Origin of the sequence: Rothia sp. P7181 (assembly GCF_048513015.1) — a bacterium.
Lineage (GTDB): Bacteria > Actinomycetota > Actinomycetes > Actinomycetales > Micrococcaceae > Rothia.
Window position 1 is genome coordinate 44376 of the sequence record NZ_JBLXXZ010000009.1, and the last position, 21732, is coordinate 66107.

The 21732-nt window shown below is 49.0% G+C and carries 17 protein-coding genes; 11 read left to right on the plus strand and 6 right to left on the minus strand.

The features are described from left to right. Position 1 precedes the first annotated feature (1 nt). Positions 2–148: a hypothetical protein gene (locus ACN08Z_RS05840; RefSeq protein ID WP_419103633.1), complete on the minus strand. Its 147-nt coding sequence runs from the start codon at positions 146–148 to the stop codon at positions 2–4. 344 nt (positions 149–492) lie between these two features. Here ACN08Z_RS05840 and ACN08Z_RS05845 point away from each other — a divergent pair, with 344 nt between their 5' ends. From ACN08Z_RS05845 to ACN08Z_RS05855, 3 genes are all read left to right on the plus strand, one after another. Beyond that, positions 493–4206: a multifunctional oxoglutarate decarboxylase/oxoglutarate dehydrogenase thiamine pyrophosphate-binding subunit/dihydrolipoyllysine-residue succinyltransferase subunit gene (locus ACN08Z_RS05845; protein ID WP_419103634.1), complete on the plus strand. Its 3714-nt coding sequence runs from the start codon at positions 493–495 to the stop codon at positions 4204–4206. A gap of 234 nt (positions 4207–4440) precedes the next feature. Beyond that, positions 4441–5040, plus strand: coding sequence for a GDSL-type esterase/lipase family protein (locus ACN08Z_RS05850; RefSeq protein WP_419101500.1), 600 nt, complete (start codon positions 4441–4443; stop codon positions 5038–5040). Between the two features lie 193 nt (positions 5041–5233). After that, complete coding sequence (locus ACN08Z_RS05855) at positions 5234–5308, plus strand: 50S ribosomal protein bL37 (protein ID WP_095343185.1); 75 nt, start codon at positions 5234–5236, stop codon at positions 5306–5308. 91 nt (positions 5309–5399) lie between these two features. On the opposite strand, the gene rsrA is transcribed toward ACN08Z_RS05855, so the two are convergent. Together rsrA and ACN08Z_RS05865 are read right to left on the minus strand one after the other, a co-directional pair. After that, the gene (gene rsrA / locus ACN08Z_RS05860; RefSeq protein ID WP_419101501.1) at positions 5400–5669 is read right to left on the minus strand and encodes a mycothiol system anti-sigma-R factor; all 270 of its coding nucleotides are present in this window, start codon (positions 5667–5669) and stop codon (positions 5400–5402) included. Position 5670: 1 nt separating this feature from the next. Continuing rightward, a complete protein-coding gene (locus tag ACN08Z_RS05865) occupies positions 5671–6300 on the minus strand; it encodes a sigma-70 family RNA polymerase sigma factor (RefSeq protein ID WP_419103635.1) in 630 nt (209 codons plus the stop codon). A gap of 175 nt (positions 6301–6475) precedes the next feature. Here ACN08Z_RS05865 and ACN08Z_RS05870 point away from each other — a divergent pair, with 175 nt between their 5' ends. From ACN08Z_RS05870 to hisN, 4 genes are all read left to right on the plus strand, one after another. After that, on the plus strand, positions 6476–6988 hold the full coding sequence (locus ACN08Z_RS05870) for a DoxX family protein (protein WP_419103636.1): 513 nt from the start codon (positions 6476–6478) through the stop codon (positions 6986–6988). Between the two features lie 204 nt (positions 6989–7192). Further along, a complete protein-coding gene (gene aroA, locus ACN08Z_RS05875; protein ID WP_419103637.1) occupies positions 7193–8575 on the plus strand; it encodes a 3-phosphoshikimate 1-carboxyvinyltransferase in 1383 nt (460 codons plus the stop codon). Beyond that, positions 8568–9668, plus strand: coding sequence for a ribosome small subunit-dependent GTPase A (gene rsgA / locus ACN08Z_RS05880; RefSeq protein WP_419103638.1), 1101 nt, complete (start codon positions 8568–8570; stop codon positions 9666–9668). Before aroA ends, rsgA begins: the two co-directional genes overlap by 8 nt. 29 nt (positions 9669–9697) lie before the next feature. After that, on the plus strand, positions 9698–10489 hold the full coding sequence (hisN, locus tag ACN08Z_RS05885; protein ID WP_419103639.1) for a histidinol-phosphatase: 792 nt from the start codon (positions 9698–9700) through the stop codon (positions 10487–10489). A gap of 108 nt (positions 10490–10597) precedes the next feature. Here the strand turns inward: hisN and ACN08Z_RS05890 are convergent, their stop codons facing one another. From ACN08Z_RS05890 to ACN08Z_RS05900, 3 genes are all read right to left on the minus strand, one after another. Beyond that, the gene (locus ACN08Z_RS05890; RefSeq protein WP_419103640.1) at positions 10598–11125 is read right to left on the minus strand and encodes a hypothetical protein; all 528 of its coding nucleotides are present in this window, start codon (positions 11123–11125) and stop codon (positions 10598–10600) included. A gap of 1140 nt (positions 11126–12265) precedes the next feature. Further along, complete coding sequence (locus tag ACN08Z_RS05895; RefSeq protein ID WP_419103641.1) at positions 12266–12451, minus strand: hypothetical protein; 186 nt, start codon at positions 12449–12451, stop codon at positions 12266–12268. 617 nt (positions 12452–13068) lie between these two features. Next, positions 13069–13989: a DUF4268 domain-containing protein gene (locus ACN08Z_RS05900; RefSeq protein ID WP_419103642.1), complete on the minus strand. Its 921-nt coding sequence runs from the start codon at positions 13987–13989 to the stop codon at positions 13069–13071. Between the two features lie 1388 nt (positions 13990–15377). Here ACN08Z_RS05900 and ACN08Z_RS05905 point away from each other — a divergent pair. The 4 genes from ACN08Z_RS05905 to ACN08Z_RS05920 are packed head-to-tail and all read left to right on the plus strand — an operon-like array spanning position 15378 to position 21727. Continuing rightward, positions 15378–15809, plus strand: coding sequence for a type I restriction-modification system subunit M N-terminal domain-containing protein (locus ACN08Z_RS05905; RefSeq protein WP_419103643.1), 432 nt, complete (start codon positions 15378–15380; stop codon positions 15807–15809). Beyond that, entirely contained in the window at positions 15796–17490 is a 1695-nt protein-coding gene (locus ACN08Z_RS05910; protein ID WP_419103644.1) for an HsdM family class I SAM-dependent methyltransferase, read from the plus strand. The genes ACN08Z_RS05905 and ACN08Z_RS05910 overlap by 14 nt, the downstream gene beginning before the upstream one ends. 5 nt (positions 17491–17495) lie before the next feature. Then, positions 17496–18764 (plus strand): restriction endonuclease subunit S, encoded by a 1269-nt coding sequence (locus ACN08Z_RS05915; protein WP_419103645.1) that lies wholly within the window; start codon positions 17496–17498, stop codon positions 18762–18764. Next, the gene (locus ACN08Z_RS05920; protein ID WP_419103646.1) at positions 18761–21727 is read left to right on the plus strand and encodes a type I restriction endonuclease subunit R; all 2967 of its coding nucleotides are present in this window, start codon (positions 18761–18763) and stop codon (positions 21725–21727) included. Before ACN08Z_RS05915 ends, ACN08Z_RS05920 begins: the two co-directional genes overlap by 4 nt. Positions 21728–21732: the final 5 nt, after the last annotated feature.

A 21732-nucleotide genomic window follows, 5' to 3' on the forward strand; every position in this document is an offset into this window, starting at 1 on the left:
GTTAGTGCACCGCCGGCTTCATTGCGCGGGCGTTTTGAGATGGTAGCGCTGGGTAAAAGGCATAGAAATATTGGTCGCTCATAGTGTTATACGAATGCTCAATAGCATAGGTCATGGGTCTATGGCGATAACTAGAAGGTTCGTCCATGGCACAAGATTCTACCAAAGGGGCTGCCTTAAGGTGGAGGGGAACATCCATTCTGTTTCAAAGTGAGAGATAGCTATCTACTTGAGGAAATGGAGCATACATATCACTTGAATATGCATCAGTTCACATTTTATTGTGAAATGATTGGCGTCAAGGTGGAAAGTTCAGGTAAAAAATTACTAAACTGAGTTGAAGCACACACCGCCAAGGTTTTTGGTGGTGCAAGCATCCCACAATACAACAGTGAGAAACCACCACTGACACTTCAAAACCTTTGAGGTTTTAGCGCGAGGCTCTCGCTGCTCTGTATGAAACATGACACTTATGGAAGAGGCGTAGAGACTGTGCCCACACTGCCAGAGCACCACGTGCCCGAAGAATTTGCTGGCAACGAATGGCTCGTAGAAGAGCTATTTGAACAATACCAGCACGACAAAAACTCCGTATCACAAAGCTGGTGGCCTATTTTTCAGGCAATGCAGGCTGAACAAACGAACACCACCCCAGCTCAGACAACTCAAAAACCAGTAGCACAAGCTCCTGCCGCTACAACATCTCATCCCACACAACGTGCTACAACACCAGCACCAGCTGCTTCCCGTCCCACACCTCAAGCAGCTAAAACACTCCCCCGCAAGACAACAGCTGAACCAAAGAACAATACCCCCAAAGAGGACAAAGAAGTTCCTTTGCGTGGTCCAGCAAAAGCAGTTGTCACCACGATGGAAGAATCGTTGAGCGTTCCAACCGCAACAACCGTTCGAGCCATACCAGCAAAACTCCTGATTGATAACCGTCTGGCCATTAACGAGTACCTTAAAAGAACGCGTGGCGGAAAAATTTCTTTTACCCACATCATCGGTTACGCCGTCATTCGTGCAACAGTTGCCCTACCGTCTATGAACGTCCTCTACGGAACAAATGACAAAGGCAAGCCTGTTGCTATCCACCCAGCACATATTAATTTTGGTTTAGCCATCGATATTCCTCGCCCTGACGGCTCACGAAATCTCGTCGTACCCAATGTTAAAGGCGCCGAAGAACTTAGCTTCAGCGAATTTTGGGAAGCCTATGACGACATCGTCAAACGCGGCCGTGACGGGCAACTAAGCGTCCAAGATTTTCAAGGCACCACTATCTCATTGACGAACCCTGGCGGTATTGGAACAGTCCATTCTGTGCCACGTCTTTCCAAGGGTCAAGCATGCATTATTGCAGCTGGTGCACTCGATTACCCTGCCGAGTACCGCGGTTCATCAGAAAAAACTATCGCCCAACACGGTGTCTCTAAAATTTTGACTCTTACCTCCACCTATGATCACCGTGTTATTCAAGGTGCCGGCTCAGGTGAATTCCTACGACAGATTGAACACTATCTGCTCGGCGGAGACGGATTCTACGACCAAATCTTTGAAGACCTCCGCATCCCCTTTGAACCAGTTCGGTGGGCAGTAGATAACCAAGTAGACCCTTCAGCGGAAGTATCTAAAGTTGCTCGTATTCAGCAACTCATCCACGCATACCGTGTACGCGGACACCTCATCGCCCAAACTAACCCCCTCGGCTATGAGATGCTCTCACACCCCGACCTACGCATCGAAAATTACGGCCTCACTCTTTGGGATCTTGACCGTATCTGGCCAACAGGCGGTTTTGGAGACAAAGACTCACTCCCCCTACGAACCATCCTCACCCTCCTTCGTGAAGCATATTGCTCCACGATGGCGGTTGAATATATGCACATTGAAGACCCCCAAGAACGCCGTTGGTTCCAAGACCACCTTGAGCACGGGTACACCAAACCATCACGAGAAGAACAATTCCGTGTTCTTGCGAAGCTCAACGCAGCAGAAGCGTTCGAGACTTTCCTTCAAACCAAATACCTTGGGCAGAAGCGTTTCTCTCTCGAAGGTGGAGAGTCACTCATTCCTCTGCTAGATTCTGTCATCTCTGAAGCAGCCGACGCCGGGCTCTCTGGCGTTGGTATCGGCATGGCACACCGTGGACGCCTCAACGTTCTCGCAAATATTGCTGGAAAGTCTTACGCACAAATTTTCCGTGAGTTTGATGGGGAGCTTGATCCTCGTCTCAGCGGCAGCTCCGGTGACGTCAAATATCACCTCGGCACCGAAGGTATTTTCAGCTCTGACGACGGCAACCAAACGCAAGTCTATTTAGCAGCCAACCCTTCACACCTTGAAGCCGCAAATACGGTACTTGAAGGCATCGTCCGAGCAAAACAGGATGTTCTTGAAGAACACGGCATCACAGGTTTCCCGGTGCTACCTATTCTCGTGCACGGTGACGCTGCATTTGCGGGTCAAGGTGTTGTGATGGAGACACTACAGATGTCCCAGCTTCAGGGGTATACCACAGGCGGCACGGTTCATATCGTTGTTAATAATCAGATTGGTTTTACCACCTCGCCTGATGATGGACGTACTGCCACCTATTCAACGGATATTGCCCGCATGGTCCAAGCACCTATTTTCCACGTCAATGCAGACGACCCTGAAGCGGTAGTTCGTGCCGGACAAATGGCTTTTGAATACCGCCAGATGTTCCATAAAGATGTTGTTATCGACCTCATCTGTTACCGCCGTCGTGGACATAACGAAGCTGACGACCCGTCAATGACTCAGCCTAAGCTCTACCACGAGATTAACTCTCATGAGTCCACCCGTAAACTCTACACAGAAGCTCTTGTTGGACGTGGAGATATCTCCCATGACGAAGCCGAACGAGTACGTAAAGATTATCAAGACCTTCTCGAACAAATTTTCACGGAAACTCACGCAGCGTTAGCGTCCACAACGCCTTTGGTCACTGCTGATGCGGCAGCAGTATCTAATATTGAACGCCCCGCCGCTCAACAAAGTGAAGATGATGTTCGTGTACCGGGGTCAACCGCTGTTAGCACTGAAGTTATTGAACGTATTGGTGCGTCTTTTGTCGCTTTCCCCGAAGGTTTCACCCCTCATAAGAAGCTCAAAAAGCTGATGGAACAGCGTCAAGCGATGGCTACAGACGGTGGTATTAACTGGGGCTTTGGTGAGCTGGCAGCTTTTGGCTCTTTGCTCCTAGAAGGTGTTGATGTGCGCATGTCTGGTCAAGATGTTCAGCGTGGCACTTTCGTGCAACGACACACCGTCTTACATGATGTGCACAACGATAGTGAATGGAACCCACTACAGCATCTGTCCAGCACCCAAGGACGTTTTAGCATCTATAATTCTCTGCTCTCTGAGTACGGTGTTCTTGGTTTTGAATACGGCTATTCGGTAGAACGCCCTGATTCCTTAGTAGTCTGGGAAGCCCAATTTGGTGACTTCGCTAATGGTGCACAAACCATTATTGATGAGTTTGTTAGCTCTGCAGAGCAGAAGTGGGCGCAACGTTCTTCACTCGTATTACTTCTACCGCACGGTTTCGAAGGTCAAGGCCCAGATCATTCTTCAGCCCGTCAAGAACGTTATTTGCAGCTTTGTGCAGAGAACAATATGACGGTGGCTATTCCTTCAACACCTGCATCGTACTTCCACCTATTACGGCGTCATGCACTATCTCGCCCGCATAAACCGCTTGTTGTCTTCACACCAAAACAGCTATTGCGTCTCAAAGCAGCGAACTCTTCGGTGGAAGATTTCACACAAGGTAGCTTCCAGCCGGTCTTAGCAGATACTGCAGGATTGAGTCCTCAGAATGTTAAGCGTGTGGTGTTTGTCAGTGGACGTCTCTACTATGACCTTGAAGCAGAACGTGCCCGACGAGCAGACCGTACCACTGCAATTATTCGTGTAGAACAGCTTTATCCTTTGCCGTTAGAAGAGATTCAGGCTCAATTAGCTCAGTATTCTCAGGCAGAAGATATTGTGTGGGCTCAAGATGAACCAGCTAATCAGGGTCAATGGCCGTTTATAGCGTTATACCTATTACCAGAGATTGGGTATCGTATGCGGTTGGCTTCTCGTCCAGCTGCTGCGGCTCCTGCTGCTGGTACAGGTAAACGCCATACGGCAGAGCTTGATAGCCTCATCGAAGATGTTTTTGACAGCTAAACAGATCTGCCAGTCGATGAGACACGTCCTCAAGGTGTGTTCTGAAGCCTGCGGATAAGTAGCAAAAATGCCATCAGAAGAGTATTTTCTGGTGGCATTTTTGTTCTTTTTCAGGTTCTTTTTCTCAACTCACCTCTATTTAGAACACAGAAGTGCGTATAGAGTTTATTCTTAGTAACAAGAGAGTGAACCTCTAAAGAGGTTTACGCCCATAGTTTTGACAGAAAGATTCTTGTGGATCAGCGAAATATTCGATTAGTTGCCGTTGGTGACGACCTCTTAGCTGGCGTAGGCGATCCGCGTGCGCTGGGCTGGTTTGGTCGTGTTCTTGCCCGCACACCTCAGCACACTGCAAAGGTTTCTGCATATAACCTTGCCGCCCCTGGGGAAGGTTCTGAACTGCTTAACGCACGTTGGTTTGATGAAGCTAGCCGTCGTTTTGCTCAAGGTGCAGATAACCGCTTGGTGATTGCACCTTCTACCTACGATATCGACCTTGATATTACAAGTGCGCGAAGCCGTTTGAACTTGGCAAATATGGTAGATATGGCTTCCCAAAACAATGTGAAGGTTTTGGTTGTAGGCCCTCCTCCATCCTTAGATACTGAACGTAACCGTCGTATCGCCGACCTCAACGCTGCGTATGCTGATGTTGTGACCCGCCGCAATCACGTCTACGTTGATACTTTTAACCCACTTTTGCACCATGAGCAGTGGCGTAATGACTTAGCGGCTAATGACGGGCGCCCAGGGCAGTCTGGTTACGGTCTTATTGCGTGGCTTGTCCTTCATCGTGGCTGGTATAACTGGTTGCAATTACCAGAACCTATCTAAACCACGTTATACCCCCCCGCTTTTGCCCCCTTGAGAGAATATGTGATGTTCTTTTCCTTAAGAACATTCTTCGTCTGAGGTGCATTTAGCGGTGGAGTATGCCAAAATAGAAAACGGTGTCTCTTGTTGAGACAGGACATAAACACAAGATTTTCTTAAATCATTTGTGTTGAACTTTTATAAGGAGGCTCTCATGAGCAAGCGCGGTCGTAAGCGCAAGGACCGTCGTAAGGGCGGCGCAAACCACGGTAAGCGCCCCAACGCATAAGGTACCTTGATACTTTTCAGCTCCTCAGCTTATTACAAGCTGAGGAGCTGTCGTTTAAGCTGACACAACAGATACCACTTTCGCGCGGATTCTATTCAGATTTTTCGGAGCATTCAAGGATATGCCCCTGTTTGAGGTTATTGATAGTCCCTAGAATACGAGCTTTTAAATCAGACGGTGCGCTCTGCCGGCAAGAACGTTTCACCACAGAACGAATCACGCACTCAAGATCGTATTCTTGTGCACAATCGTGGCATTCTGCTAAATGATTTTGCAGTTCTTGCAAATCTTCGCAGGAAAGAGCGCCATCAAGGTATTCGTAAATTCTAGTGAGTTTTTCGGAACAAGAAGAGTGAGACATCTTATGCTTCCTTTTGAGTGGGGGTCTTTAAACCTTGGCTATGGGCATATTCGGCGAGAGAGTCTCGCAGGAGTTTACGTCCACGGTGCAAACGAGACATCACTGTTCCCACGGGAGTATTCATAATCTCCGATATCTCTTTGTAGGAGAAACCCTCCACATCGGAGTAGTACACCGCCATACGAAAATCTTCTGGCAGGTTTTGTAATGCGGTAATCACGGCACTATCTGGCAGGTGTTCTAGAGCTTGTGCTTCTGCAGAGAGCAGACCCGTTGACTGGTGGGAGCTAGCCTTTGCAAGCTGCCAGTCTTCAATAGTGTCACTGTGCGTCTGGTACGGTTCACGCTGGCGTTTGCGGTACAAGTTAATATACGTATTGGTCAGAATACGATATAGCCAGGCTTTTAGGTTGGTGCCATCAGCGTATTGATGGAAAGAAGAGAAAGCTTTAGCGTACGTTTCTTGTACGAGGTCTTCAGCGTCAGCAGGATTTCGTGACATGCGCAGAGCGGCAGCATACAGCTGGTCCACATACATCATGGCTTCTCGTTCAAAGCGTATCTTATGCTCTTGAAGATTCCCCTCGCTAGGAGGAGGAGCCGTCGCTTCTGGTGTTATGGGCGTGTTCATTAATGACTTTCTGAGTGTGTTGCTCTTTTGTCTCTTTTCTAGCATATCGAGTCACTTTATGACGGAACATTATTTTTATGCGCGTCATTTAGCAGGTATATCACTTCGTGTGCTTAGTATCGTTATGACAGACTTTTAGCAAAACTCGGAATTAATTCCGCTCCAAGGAGGAAAAATGTCTTTTGTACGTCGCCTTGCACGCCCACTTTTGGCATCAAGCTTCATCATCTCCGGTGTTGAGCGTTTACGTGATGCAGACTCAACCGTGCACCTCAACCGTGCTCTTGAGCTCAGCTCCAAAGCTGTTCCTCAGCTAGAGTCATTCAAAGGTCAAGAAAAACTAGTTGGACAGGTCATTGCAGGAACACAGGTCGTTGCTGGAACTCTTTTCGCTCTCGGCAAGTTCCCTCGCCTATCCTCCGTGACTCTTCTGGGCACCGGCATCCTTAACGCATACGTTGAATACCAAGCAACAGAAGCAAACTCATCAGAAGAACGTGCTTCTCGCCGCCGCCACGCACTCACCAATGGTTCTCTTCTTGGCGCTATCGCCATTGCAGCAGTAGACCGCGATGGTAACCCCTCCCTCGCATGGCGCGCTAACCAGTTCAGCGAAAAAATGGCAAAGAAATCTGAAAAGATTTCTGCTGATGTTCGTGAACGCACCGAAGAATTCCTCAACAACTAAACTCTAAACTTTTTCATAAAATGTACCTCGCCTCACCGTAGGCGAGGTACATTCCGTTAAACGAACATCCCTACCCTATTCAACAGGCAGTGGTATTTAGCATGAACCTGCGTAGAATGGTGAAGACAGGTTTGAAGAATATCACCAGCCCCATCCATAGCATGAGCTATTCTTCTATCAATAATTGTGAACGAAAGTGTGTCTGTGACTGAGAAAAACATCCCCGGTACGTCTTCAGAATCTCCTCATATCTGGAACGCCCCCTACGGTGGTTCTCATCCGCACGCCCAAGCAACCGTTGCCATCCCCGGTTCTAAATCTCTCACCAACCGTTACCTCCTTCTAGCAGCAATAGCAGACTCCCCCAGCACTCTTCGAGCGCCATTGCATTCTCGTGACTCCGCGCTGATGATTGCGGCACTCGAACAATTAGGCGCCAAATTCGAAGAAATTGCAACAGACTCCCCTTTCGGCCCAGACTTGCGCGTCACCCCCATCAACTTTTCTAGCACTACACCCTGCCACAAAAATATTGATGTCGGCTTAGCCGGCACCGTCATGCGTTTTGTTCCACCATTAGCTGCACTGCTATCTGGCTCCTTCTCTTTTGACGGTGACCCGCATGCACGCAAACGCCCCATGGCACCTGTTATCGAAGCACTACGCTCTCTCGGTGTCAGAGTAGAAGACAACGGCACTAACGCGCTACCTTTTACCGTGCACGCTACCGGAGATATTCACGAACAAAACCTCCGTATCGACGCCTCCTCCTCTTCACAATTTGTCTCTGCATTGCTCCTTGTTGCCTGCCGTTTCACTCATGGGTTACGTCTTGAACACTCGGGTGCGTCACTTCCATCAATACCTCATATTCAGATGACCGTTGAAACCCTCAAAAATGTTGGTGTTAACGTCGAATATCAAGAACCAGCAACATGGATTGTTGAAGCAGGATCATTTGCAGGTTTTGATGTTCTCATCGAACCAGACCTTTCTAATGCTGGGCCTTTCCTCGCTGCAGCAGCAGTTCTCGGCACACAGGTTGCTATCCCGCATTGGCCTAACAAAACCACCCAAGTCGGGGCGCATTGGCAAGAAATTCTTCCCCTCTTTGGTGCAAAAACAAGGCTTCAGGAAGGCACTCTCATCGCCCAAGGCACACCACAATTTATTGCCAACGATCACTCTGAACTAACGATTGACCTATCACATGCCGGTGAACTAGCACCCACAGTTGCCGCGCTGTGTGCACTTCGCCCAGGAACAAGCACACTACACGGTATTGCACACCTACGAGGCCATGAAACCGACCGGTTAGCAGCTCTCGTCACCGAAATTAACCGTGCTGGTGGTTCTGCAACAGAACTACCCGACGGAATACGCATCCACGCACCCGTCCATGAACCTGCGCTCATCCACAGCTATGACGACCACCGTATGGCAACAACCGGCGCAATCTTTGGGTTAGCGGTTAAAGGTACACAAGTGCACAACATCCAAACCACAGCAAAAACACTCCCCGACTTTGCGTCCATGTGGCACAACATGCTTGAAGAATTTGCCCAAGAGGTAAAGCGCAATGGCTAAAGAATACCGCACAAGCTGGGACGAACACGCGGTACGTATCCGCCCCAATAAAAAGGGTTCCCGCCCACGCACCAAAGAACGCCCCAAATATGAGGACGCGATGATTGGTCGTATCATCACCGTAGACCGTGGACGGTACACCGCCATAGTTGATGAAGGCACCACACAAGAACGTTCAGTACTTGCAGTACGAGCTAAACAATTACACCGTCAAGCGATTGTTGTAGGCGACAGGGTTGCCCTCGTCGGTGATACCTCCGGACGGGAAGGGACGCTTGCACGTCTTGTTCGTATTGAAGAACGCGACACCGTACTACGTCGCAGTGCAGACGACACAGACCCCTATGAGCGAGTTGTGGTCGCAAATGCCACCCAGCTCATTATTGTTGTTGCAGCAGCAAACCCCGAACCTCGCACAGGCTTTATTGACCGTTCTATTGTTGCCGCATTCGATGCAGGCATCACACCCATCCTGTGCATCACAAAAACTGATGTGAAGCATCCGCAAGAAATTCTTGACTACTACGCTCACACCTCATTAAAGATTATGCTTTCAGGTTCTTCTGATGGTCTAGCACCTAGCGAAGAAAACGCCCAAGGACTCGATACAACGTTGATTGAACCTCTCACACAGGTTTTAGACGAACATGTCTCCGTGCTTTTGGGTCATTCTGGTGTCGGTAAATCTACACTTGTTAATGCTCTCACCGGCGCCCAGCGAGACACTGGGCATGTTAACGCGGTAACAGGGCGAGGACGACATACCTCATCCTCAGCTTTAGCGTTACGACCTTCACACTCTTCAGAAGGTACGTGGATTATTGATACCCCCGGTATTCGCTCTTTCGGGTTGGCACATATTCCCGCTGAAAATATTGTGTCGGCCTTTGAAGATTTATCACCAGCGAGCGCCCACTGCCCTAAAGGTTGCACCCACGGTTATGATGCTACAGAGTGCGCTATAGCAGAATACGTCCAACAGGGGCATGCTGGTGAGGCGGGTGAGGCTCGCCTTGAGTCTCTTCGGAAGCTTCTTGGTGTTGCAGAAGATTCTTCTGCAAACGCCGATAAAGAACTTGGTGTTGTGTACTAACAGTTTCTTCTCAGAAAGACAGAATTTTTATGGCTAATGTTTCTTATACTGACGATTTGCGTTTAGCGCATATCCTCGCCGATAGTGTTGATAGGTTGACGCTGTCACGTTTTCAGGCTCATGATTTTACCGTTGAGACAAAACCTGACCTTACACCGGTAACCGACGCAGACCGTGAAGCAGAGCAGCTGATTCGTTCTCAGCTTTCTCGTGTGCGCACTCGTGATGCTGTTCTGGGTGAAGAATTTGGTCAGAGCGGTTCGTCCCCTCGTCAGTGGGTTATTGACCCTATTGATGGGACAAAGAACTTTGTGCGTGGGGTGCCAGTATGGGCGACTCTGATTGCTCTGATTGATCAGGGGGAACCGGTAGTTGGTGTTGTTTCTGCGCCTGCATTGCAACGACGCTGGTGGGCTGCACGCGGTACCGGTGCTTATACGGGGCGTTCGTTAGCGAAGGCTACCCCGATTAAAGTGTCGCAAGTGTCGACTCTTGCCGATGCGTCCTTCTCGTATTCTTCAATGACGGGGTGGAAAGAAGCCGGCAAACGCGAAAAGTTCCTTGAACTCACTGATACGGTGTGGCGTACCCGCGCCTATGGTGATTTTTGGTCGTATTGTATGGTTGCCGAGGGCGCTGTCGATATTGCTGCCGAACCAGAACTCAACCTCTATGATATGGCGGCACTTGTACCTATTGTGCAAGAAGCTGGTGGGCGGTTTACCTCTTTAGAAGGTGTTGACGGCCCGTTTGGCGGTAATGCGATGGCGACGAACTCTCTCTTACATGATGAGGCGTTGAAATATTTAGGTGCACAATAGTCTTTAGACAATACGTTCTAACACATGTACACCATGGGTAAAAAGAACACCTGCTGTTACCCTCTCGTTGATAGGGAATAACAGCAGGTGTTCTTTATGTATATGAGGTTATAAGTCTTGTGACGAGTCGTCATAGCTTTCGCAAATAATTTCGTCCACGCTACCAGGCTCGACATTATCGCAGTCTGGGTCAAGGTTTCCTAGCTCTGGGAAGACAATCAAAAAGATGGTCGTACAAATCGCTGAAAGGATGGCGAACCCTAACCCAAGGTTCGCGTAAAGTTTTGATTTGCTTCGATAATATGCTGTTTGCGGACGCTGCTTAAACCGTTTAAACGCAATCGTTGCATAGATTGTTGCAACGATGCACGGAATATAAGATAGACCGCTTGCACCAAGAAGCATAAAGGTTAGTACCAGCGCAAAAACACCGCTGGTGAGCGATACTACGGCCGGAAAGTATGAGATTCCGCGTTTATCCGCAGGGTGCGCACCGTAGGGGCGCCGGTATTGTTCTGGTACTTGGTATTCTTCGGGCACATCACCTAACCGTGGTGCACCATACACAGGCTCTGCCGGTGCTGGTGGGACAGTATTCTCAGGTTGTGGTGTGTTTTGGTCGGTAGCTACGTTCATCAGTGCCCTTCCCCTGCTTTCCGACATGTACGATAAGTCGTCTAGCAATCATTTTTCTTTGAAACCATTTAACCACACTCCATAACCAGCAAACCAGAACTAGGCGAAGTTTTATCTGGTCAGATGAATCCTGACACCAGTTCTCTCCCCCCCTCAACATTTTTGTTATACCTATTGATGGCTGGAAACTTGGAACGATATTCTATATTTAGAACATGGTAACCAACTGATGTTCTGAGAACGTCATCCCTAACAAGCAACAAGACGCTACAAGAATTTACCGCGAGTCCTTGGTCAAAGTCTCTATAGAGTATGTTGTTGCTGGCAAATATAGGGTTTTACCGGTCTAGTTAAAGACAGGGCGGTAGCAGTTAAGGCAGACACCTGTCGAGATGAACAATCAGTAAACAGAGAGGTTTATTGTGAAAAGTATTCGCGTTCAGAGCATCGGCGCTTTTTTCCTTGTTTTTTCTCTTTCCTGCCTTTTCTTGGTAGTGAGCCGGGAAATAGAGAATCTTCATTTACCAAAGGTTCTTATGATTTCTTTGAGCATGGGTCTGTGTTCTTCTGTCATGTACTTCTTGGCATTTAGGAAGCACGATTAGTCAAACATGTTAGTTTGCGACCTCTTAGGGGTAGGTTCGTTCTCAGCCCTCCCCTATTTTGCGTAGCCGCGCACGTAGTATTTCTCGCTGTTATGGGGGGGGCGTGAATTAGAGCTACACCTCGAAAGTTCAGGGCACATCCCCTAAAACAATAAACCTCAGTGTTTTTCGAGCATCAGCGTATTATTGCTGATTACCTGTATCCAAGGGGTGGCACTGTTACTGTTAGGAGCGGAAATACTATGAGGCAGTGCCAGCTCCAAATTCGATGACAACACACACCTTCAAATTTCTCTGTCCAAGAGCTCTGCCAGGCCTGTTGAATACGTAGGTTGAATACATGGGCAAGATTAGGTAAAACAAATCATCATAAAATACCCGACATTGGCCGTAAATATTCATTTATCTGCCTCTTAACATGAAGTACCAGACAGATATTTCGCCGGTTGAGGTGAAGTATCTACCTGTCGGACTCGTTGTGATGTGAACTATTTGGAGCTCTGAGCAACCTCACGGGCTAGGTAGGTAGCTACCTTTAAATCCATGCTGGGGTCTGCTTGACGAATCTCGCGAATGAACCTGACTGATCCTTTTTCACGTCAAGTCCGGCTCTCTGGGCTACGTTCCTTGCCCAAGCAAGTGCTGCATCCATCGGCTGATCCGAGTCTAAGAAAAGATTAATAAGTTCAACCTTCGGGTTCTTGTCATTGATCCAGCTCATCTGAGCTCCTTTCTGTCATTGGGAACTTCTCTCTAAAGAAGCTCACAATCTAGTAGCCTGCAACGAGAGTAGTCCCAACCGAAGCTACCGGATGCACCAAAGCTGAAAGTAAAGCACTCAAGCAAGGAAACTCTGATAAAGCTCCAGGTCAACGGTCTCGGCAACGCTGCTGGTGCTGTGTCATACTCGGACATCATGGCATAGCCTAGGCTTCATATACTGCGATGAGAGGATTCCGAGAAGTCATCTGCAGGGATGATAGATTTCCTGGATGCTCTTCATAGACCTTGATAGTTGGCATCCTAACGGGATTTTCGTGTCCCGGTCAACAGCAACAGGCTAATATAGTTGAGTATCTCATAAAAAGGCTCCAGCGATATTGCTGACCTGCGTAGCCCAATCAAAGCGCTCAAAACTGGCTCGAGCGTCTCTCCCCTGCCCGACCAACGCCACGATAGAAGCACATCGGGCTTCGGGAGTCTATCAGGTAGAACCCGAAACCCGAGGGGTTCGTTCCATCATACTTTTGTATCCAAAAGTAGGTGCTAATAGTTGCCTCCACACAGACTATGGATACGTTTAAAGAGTGAGGATAGTTTTCGGGCTAGGGTTGCATTCTATAGGTAGAGGCGGAATACATCTCGCATGCGAACGATTTTGTCGATAATCTCGTCAATGAGTTGCGGATAATTGGCTGGTTCATCAAAATTCAGACCTTCGATGATGTATTTGATGCGTGAGGCTTTCTTGTCATCCATTCGATACCAGCTCAGTTCGAACCCTAACGCGTGGTGGATATCCTCAGCCTGCTCGTAGAACTGATCGAACAATTCTTTGTTGTCATTAATATAGACTTCTAGCCCGATTTCACCAGAGACACTCAACAAGGTGATAGACAAGTGTGCTTCTGAAGTTCCCATCGCTACGTCGTACCAGTGATCGGTTGACGCCTTACGCGGATTGAATGGTTTACCTTTCTCAACCAGCGCTTCATTGAGTGCTGTCCAAAACTCTAACCGAGCTGCTTGTACTCGGCTTTGTTCTTGGCTTCCTGCTTTACGGTTGGTAGCTTTCGTGAAGTCGTTAGGTTTTTCTATCACTTCAAACTTCGGCGCAGGTAGTGAATCGCCAATCTTGTAGGCATGAATCTCAATCAAGAAGAAAGAGATTCCGTCGATGGTTTTCAGGTTCAGCCACTCGATAGCGGCGCGGTGTTCTTCTCGTGCTTCTTTGACGATCCACACGATGACGTCAGCGTCCAGCCCGGAAGCATAAGTGATGATTTTGCCGAGGTGATCATGGTCTGTTGCTTCGAGCTGGTTTTCGATGATTACGTTAATATTCGATGTTTCATCGCGCGCAACAAGATCGGCTCGGTATGCGCCAACGAATGCTTCTTGCTGAATATCTGTGAGTGTGAGCCCGATGGCCTCATTGAGCTCTTCAATGTTTTCTGGTTGCGCTAGCCAGTTTGAAAACCCGTATTGTTCGTATCGCCATAATTCTCGAACCTTGACTTCTACAAGTTTTCCGAACACATCTATCCCTCTGATTAGTTTCATGTACGAGGGGACGCCATTACCCCGTAGGAATTTTCTCACGCGGGTGAAGTAACCACAAGTTCCAACGGCTAGCAGGAGTTTCGGTCACATTATAAGCCGATTTTACCGGGTTGCGTTCGAAACCATAGAGGCATTTCTGGAATCTTCTTATCATCCCGCCACTCCATGGTGGCTTCACTTTCAGTAGTCTGAAGGCGCTCGGTGTAATCAACCGGGTAACGATTTCGGCTGCCTTCTACCTAATCTCATGTCCCTACCGGATAGATGCATAACAGATCAAGATTTTTCAGCCCGAATATGGTTTGGGGCTTTCCGGCATTATGTGCCTCTGACCCCTATACAATGTGGCCGAGTTGGTAGAGATCTAGTTGCAGTGTTATCGCGTTAGATAAGTTCACTGTGTGGAGGCTGCGTGCTACCTAGAGGCAACAATGCAGACCATCTCAATCTCTATTGGACTAAAGCACCGCAGATATATACCTGCAAGGGTTCCCCACTAAACATATACAGAGCAGAGCCTCACGCCTGACACCACCACCGTGCCACGCATCATACGCGGCACCTGCCCCCAAAAAAAAGATGGGTACCCACACAGCCTGTATGTGGTGAGGACCCGTTGGCAATGATTACCTCCCCGTCACTAACAGTTCTCGGCTCATAGGTCCCACCACCATGGCGGAATCAGATATAAGTCTCCAGAGACCTAGGTAGAATATGAAAAACAGGCAGGTAACGTTTACAACACACGGTAGATTTCATACTCATCCGCTTACCTCCCATTAGAATAGCTTTTGGTAGTGTTTCTTAGCTCCCACTGCATGGTGGCTACGAGATACAGGTTAAAAACCCGCCAATACAAAAGCTGAAGCTATTGGTACAACGACAGCCACAAGGGAGATGACTTGGAGTTAAAAGAGTTCCATGCCTTGCTTGCCAAGCCACTACACCTGAGCAGAAAACGGCTATGTTGTTACGCGAAACCTCCTTTACATAAGCTTCAGCCACACCGGCAAACAGTTTTTTACTTTCGACAAAGGTACCCGGCACGAAGGCTCCAAATACATGAGCCCATTCGCTAGTGAAGTCATAGAAATTGGCGATGGAGAGCATATCCCGTACGGATGTATCTGGAATAAGACACGGCATGGCAGGAAAAATGGATGTGTCCTATCAACCCTTATGGAAGCTTCTCATCGGCAGAAAATAAGAAAAAGGACCTTTATTAGTCCTTCCGCCATAGCCAAGCTAGGGCGAGAGGAGGATGTTATTACAGCAGTTCTCACCTGCATCTGCATCGCCCTCGATACCAGACCGACGATACCTGCGAAATCACCTATAAAACTACGACAAAAGAGAATCAAAAAATGACGGCAACAAACACAGACATTTTATGGGACGAGGCACCAGCAAGTGTCACTCGTGAGGTCAACTTTATCTGGTCTATTGCTAATAAACTGCGTGGTACTTACCAGTCGGATAAGTATAAGGACGTCATCATTCCGATGACGATTATTCGTCGCTTCGAATGTGCACTGGCCGTAACAAAGGACAAGGTGCTCAGCGCTTATCAGGATAAACCCAAGCTACCGCCGAAGGTTCTGTCTACGATATCGGGCTACCAGTTTTATAATACCAGCCGATTCGATTTGGCTGAGCTATGCAACGATCCAGACCATATCGCTGCCAATTTGAAGAGTTATATTCAGGGATTCTCACCCAACGTCCAAGAAATATTGCTTTCTGGGGAGAGGGGGGCTGGATTTTGGCAAACAGATCGACAAGATGGACCGCAATAACCGCCTCTACGGGGTGGTCAAGGCATTCTCTGAACTTGAGCTGGCCCCTGACACCATCGACAATCATACGATGGGATATATCTTCGAGGAACTCATCCGAAAATTCTCTGAAAACGCAGAGGCAGGTGATCACTATACTGGCCGCGACATCATCAAGTTGATGGTCGATATCCTGCTGGCCGAGGATGCTGACGACATTTTCGACGATTACAAGGTCATCACTATTCTGGATCAGGCCTCAGGTACAGGTGGCATGCTTTCTACCGCGTGGAACCACATTCGCCGTCTAAACCCCACCGCACAGATCCAACTATTTGGCCAGGAAGTCAATCCGGAATCATATGCAATTTGCCTGGCAGAGATGATGATTAAGGGACAGGACGCAGACAATATTCGCTATCAGGACACTATGAAAGCGGACTGTTTCCCCGGCAAAAAGATGAGATACGTGCTGGAAAACCCACCCTTCGGGACGCCCTGGGGTGGAAAGGACGCTCCTGAAGGCAGTGAAGATGCAGTACGAGCTGAGCATGAGTTTGGGGAACGCGGTCGCTGGGGTGCAGGGTTGCCATCCACCTCGGATATGCAGTTGCTCTTCGTCCAGTCTGCAATAGACAAGCTCGACGAGGCACACGGACGAGCCGCAATTATCGAAAACGGTAGCCCGTTGTTCTCAGGTGGAGTGTCTTCGGGCGAATCTCAGGTTCGTCGCTGGTTGTTGGAAAAAGACTATCTGGAAGCGATTATCGCTCTGCCTACCGATTTATTCTACAACACAGGCATCGCCACTTACATCTGGGTACTCTCAAAGAACAAACGTGAAGAACGCAAAGGCAAAGTTCAGTTAATCGATGCCACCGGAATCAGTCACAAGCTACGCAAAGCACTGGGCAATAAACGAAACGAACTGACCCCAGAAGATCGAGCCGAGATTACCCGTCTCTACGCTGATTTCGCCGAGGGTGAGAACTGTAAAATTTTCCCGGCCACAGAGTTCATGTATCGCGAATACACGGTGATGCAGCCCTTCCAACGCTCCTACGCCATTAACGCCGAACGTTTAGAGAACCTTAGGTCTTCTAATGCGTTGAACGGCCTATACGATCCGGTGAAAGTCGCAGAAATCCAGGCGAAGGATGATACCACGATCACTGAAGATAGGAGGATCACGAAGTTTTTAGAGAACGAGGGCACCTATACGGCAATCCTAAAGGTACTGAAGAACGCACAATCCGAACACCTATGGATGAGCGAAGCAACGTTCCTACCACACCTAAAAACTCTGCTCGCTGACGTCACGGACGACAAAAAACTTATCGAGAAGGTTGCTCATGGACTGTCTCAGATAGACAAGAACGCCGAGATTAAACGAGACCGCAAGGGCGAGATTGTCTATGACAAGGAGACCAAAGATATCGAGCGTGTCCCCTACAACGAAGACATCAACACCTACATGGCTCGCGAAGTTTTGCCACATGTACCAGATGCGAAAGCCTTTTTTGAAGAGAACCTCACCGCCAAGAAGCCGGTAATCAAAACCGGGGCAGAAATCCCCTTTACTCGCTATTTCTATACCTACACCCAACCCACACCCAGCGAAGAACTCGCCAGCCGCTTTATCGAACTTGAAACTAGTGTCCAACAGCGCCTGGCCAGCCTGTTTGGGGGCGATAGGGCATGAGGAAGATGAAGGATAGCGGCGACTCTGTTATAGGGACAATTCCTGGTGAATGGACTCTGCAACGATTCAAAGCATTCGGTGAAGCACGAAACGGCCTAACTTACAGCCCAGAAGATTTAACAGATGAATCGGGATCCTTAGTCTTACGATCTTCAAACATCCAGGACGGTAAACTGGCTTTTGAGGACACCGTATACGTCAACACGCATGTTAAACCCAACTTGAGAGTCAAGGGCGGCGACATTCTAATCTGCTCTCGGAATGGCAGTCGCAACCTAATTGGGAAAAATGCACTAATTCCTGACGGCCTGGATGCAACCTTCGGTGCGTTTATGATGCTATATCGAACAACCCTTAGATCTCGATATGTGTACTACATTCTAAATTCCCCAATTTTCTCCACTCGTATCGGCAGTTTTCTGACGACTACTATTAACCAGTTGACGGTTGACACATTCTTAAATATGCGTTTCCCGTTTTGCTCAAATGCGGAAGAACAGAACTGCATCGTCAGATATCTTGATTCCAAGTGCGCTGAGATTGATTCTCTGCGATCGGACATTCAGGCCCAGATTGAAACATTGGAGGAGTATAAGCGCTCCGTCGTTACCGAAGCAGTCACCCATGGCCTAAATCCGGATACCCCCATGAAAGATAGTGGTATCCCCTGGATTGGTCAGATCCCCGCTCATTGGGAAGTGGAACGTTTAAAACATTATCTCCATCGTTTTGAGCCAAAAAACCCTGGCGAAAAACAGGTCCTATCTTTGTACCGTGAATACGGTGTAGTCCCTAAGGATAGTCGTAACGACAACTACAATGTCACTTCGGATGACACAAGTAAATACAAGTATGTTCGGATTGGCGACTTCGTCGTCAACAAGATGAAGGCATGGCAAGGATCAGTAGCGGTTTCTGCCTTCGAAGGAATTGTTAGTCCAGCTTACTATGTGTACAGATTTCGGAATCAACTTATTGATACACGCTATTTTCACTTTTTGATTCGTTCAGCATATAAAGATGAGTTTATGCGACTTTCTTCAGGAATTCGTGTAGATCAATGGGATTTACCATCTAGTCAACTCGATTTAGTACCACTGATAGTGCCGCCAATAGTCGAACAAAAGAAAATTGTATCTTTTCTTAAAAGCCAGGCAACCGAGATTGATTCTCTTATCACGGCTAAGCGTGAGCAGCTCGCGACGTTGGCAGAGTATCGAAAGTCATTGATTTTTGAATATATAACGGGAAAGAAGGAGGTTCCGGCAGCATGAACAGCATCCTGTCTGAGCATGACTATCAACAAGAAATCGCGGACTACTTGGTCACTCATCAAGGGTATCGTGCGGGTGCATCTATTAGTTTTAATCGGCATTTCGCGATGGATCCGGATCAGCTGTTTGAGTTTTTGGAATCTACCCAGCCTGAGATAATGGAGGAACTGGCCAAGGTCTACAAAGACGAGCTTCGCCCTACACTGGTGTCTCTGATTAACCAGGAGGCCACGAAGAAAGGTGGCAGTCTGTTACACATGCTCAAGCATGGGCTGGAAATTGCGAATCAGCATCTGGATCTGATGTATACACGTCCGGCAACAACCTTCAATCCGGAGCTGTTCGACAAGTACGAGCACAACATTTTCTCTGTGGCACAGGAAGTTTGGGCTAGCGACAATGAGAGAATCGATCTGGTCATCTTCCTCAACGGCCTGCCCATCATCACCTTCGAGCTGAAATGCAATACAGCTAGACAGTCCTATGAAGATGCAATCTGGCAGTACCGCAACGAGCGCAACCCAGAGACACGACTGTTCTGGTTCAAGGCCGGGGCACTGGTCAACTTTGCCATGGACCTGAAAGAGGTCTACATGACTACTCGGCTGAACAAGGACAAGACTTTCTTCTTGCCCTTCAACCGGGGTAACGGCGAGGGTGTACACGCGGGCAAGGGCAACCCCATCAGCGAGGACCGCTACGCGGTGTCCTACATGTGGGAAGAGATCCTAGCCAAGGACTCTTTGTTGGAGATTATCTCCAAATTCATGTTCCTCAAAACTGAGGAGAAAACCGACCAGGTCACGGGGAAGACCACCACGAAGGAAACCCTGATTTTCCCACGTTACCATCAGTTGGACGCGGTACGAAAGTTACTGGCTGATGTGCGGGTGAACCGTTCCAGCCAGAATTACCTCATCCAGCACTCGGCTGGTAGTGGCAAAACTAACTCGATTGCCTGGCTGGCCCATCGCCTCACGAGTCTGCACGATGAGGACGGCCAGCAGATTTTCAGCAACATCGTAATCGTCACTGACCGCGTCGTCGTGGACAGGCAGCTGCAGAAGGCTGTCATGGGGCTGGAGCACAAGTCCGGTCTGATCCGTGTTATGAACGACGAGTGCACCTCAGCTGACCTAGCCAAGGCGCTGTCGGGTAACACCAAGATTATCGCCACCACCATTCAGAAGTTTCCCTACATTGTAGACACGGTGGCTGGGCTGAAAGACAAACGGTTTGCCGTCATCATCGATGAGGCCCACTCCTCAACCTCCGGAAAGAACATGGCCGCCGTAACCAAAGCCCTGGCCAGTGGAGACGGTGGCGAGGCCTCGGTCGAGGACCTAATCACTGAGGAGATTCGCAACAACGGCAAGCAGGACAACGTCTCCATCTTCGCCTTCACTGCCACTCCCAAGCCCACCACCCTACAGCTGTTTGGGCGGGTGAATAGTAAGGGGATACGCGAGGCCTTCCATGTCTACTCGATGAAGCAGGCCATCGAGGAGGGCTTCATTTTGGACGTGCTGGCCAACTACACCACGTATAAGACCTTCTATACGCTCAACAAGGCCGTCGAGGATGACCCGGAGCTGAGAACTCGGGAGGCGAAGCGGCAGATTGCCCGGTTCGTGGAGCTACATGACACGAATATCGCTCAGCGTATTGAGGTGATTGTGGAGCATTTTCGCACCACCATCCAGCAAGAACTCGGCGGTATGGCCAAGGCTATGGTGGTCACCGCTTCTCGGGAGAGCGCGGTGAAGTATCAACAGGCGTTGGAGGCCTACATTGCCCGCAAGGGCTACCGAGATATTCACGCCCTGGTTGCTTTCTCCGGCACCGTCACGGTGGATGACATGGAGTACACCGAGATGGGGATGAACAGTATCCCCGAGAAGCAGCTGCCCGAGAAGTTTGATACCGACGCCTACCAGGTGTTGCTGGTGGCCAACAAGTACCAGACCGGCTTCGACCAGCCCAAGCTGTGCGCCATGTATGTACTGAAGTCACTGCGCGGAGTGTCCGCGGTACAGACGCTCTCAAGGTTGAACCGAATCTGCCCACCTTTCGATAAGAACACCTTTGTGCTGGACTTTGTTAACAGCTACGAAGATATCAAAGCGGCCTTCGCCCCGTACTACACCACGACGCTGCTCGCCAACACGGTCACACCCAATGCTGTGTACGAACTGGAGGCCAAAATCGACGGCTACCTCGTGCTAGACCCGGACGATGTGGACAAGACCAGCGAGATTCTCTACGGCGGGGCTATCACTCCAGACGACAAACGCAAGCTCACCTTCTACCTCTCGCGCGCCCAGCAGGCCATCGAACGGCACGAGCTCGAAGAACAGTTCAAGCTCATCACCTTGATGAAGAGCTTCATCCGCTTCTACGAGTTCCTCATACAAGCCACCAGCTTCGAAGACACCGAGCTGCACCGCAAGTACGTCTTCATGACAGCCCTCATGAGCTTCATCAACGTGCGCCACCCTGGCGGTGGGTTCGATCTGACCGGCAAGATTAAGGCGACCAACTTCCTGCAGAAGAAGGAGGAAGAGCATGCCGATGCCAAGCTTGTGGCTCAGCCGGTGGTGAAGCTCCCGTTGGCTGAGCAGGCTGGTGGTCGGGATGAGAAAGAGGAAAAGCTCTCTCAAATCATTCGGGAACTTAATAGCCGCACCGGCAATAACTTCGACGAAGATGAGGGCATTCAATCTACGCATCTAATCCGTGAACTCATACTCAAAGATGAAGACCTCCAACGCTCCGCGAAGACCAACACCGTCGAGGACTTCGAATACAGCTACTACCGCTCCATCGATAGAGCCCTCGTGGCCAGTCTGGAGCAGAATCAAGACTTCTACACCTTGCTGCTAAATGACCTAGAGGCTAAACAGCAGGTTTTCGGTATCTTCGCCAAGGATATCTACGAGAGCCTTCGAGAAGACGTTGACTAACCGAT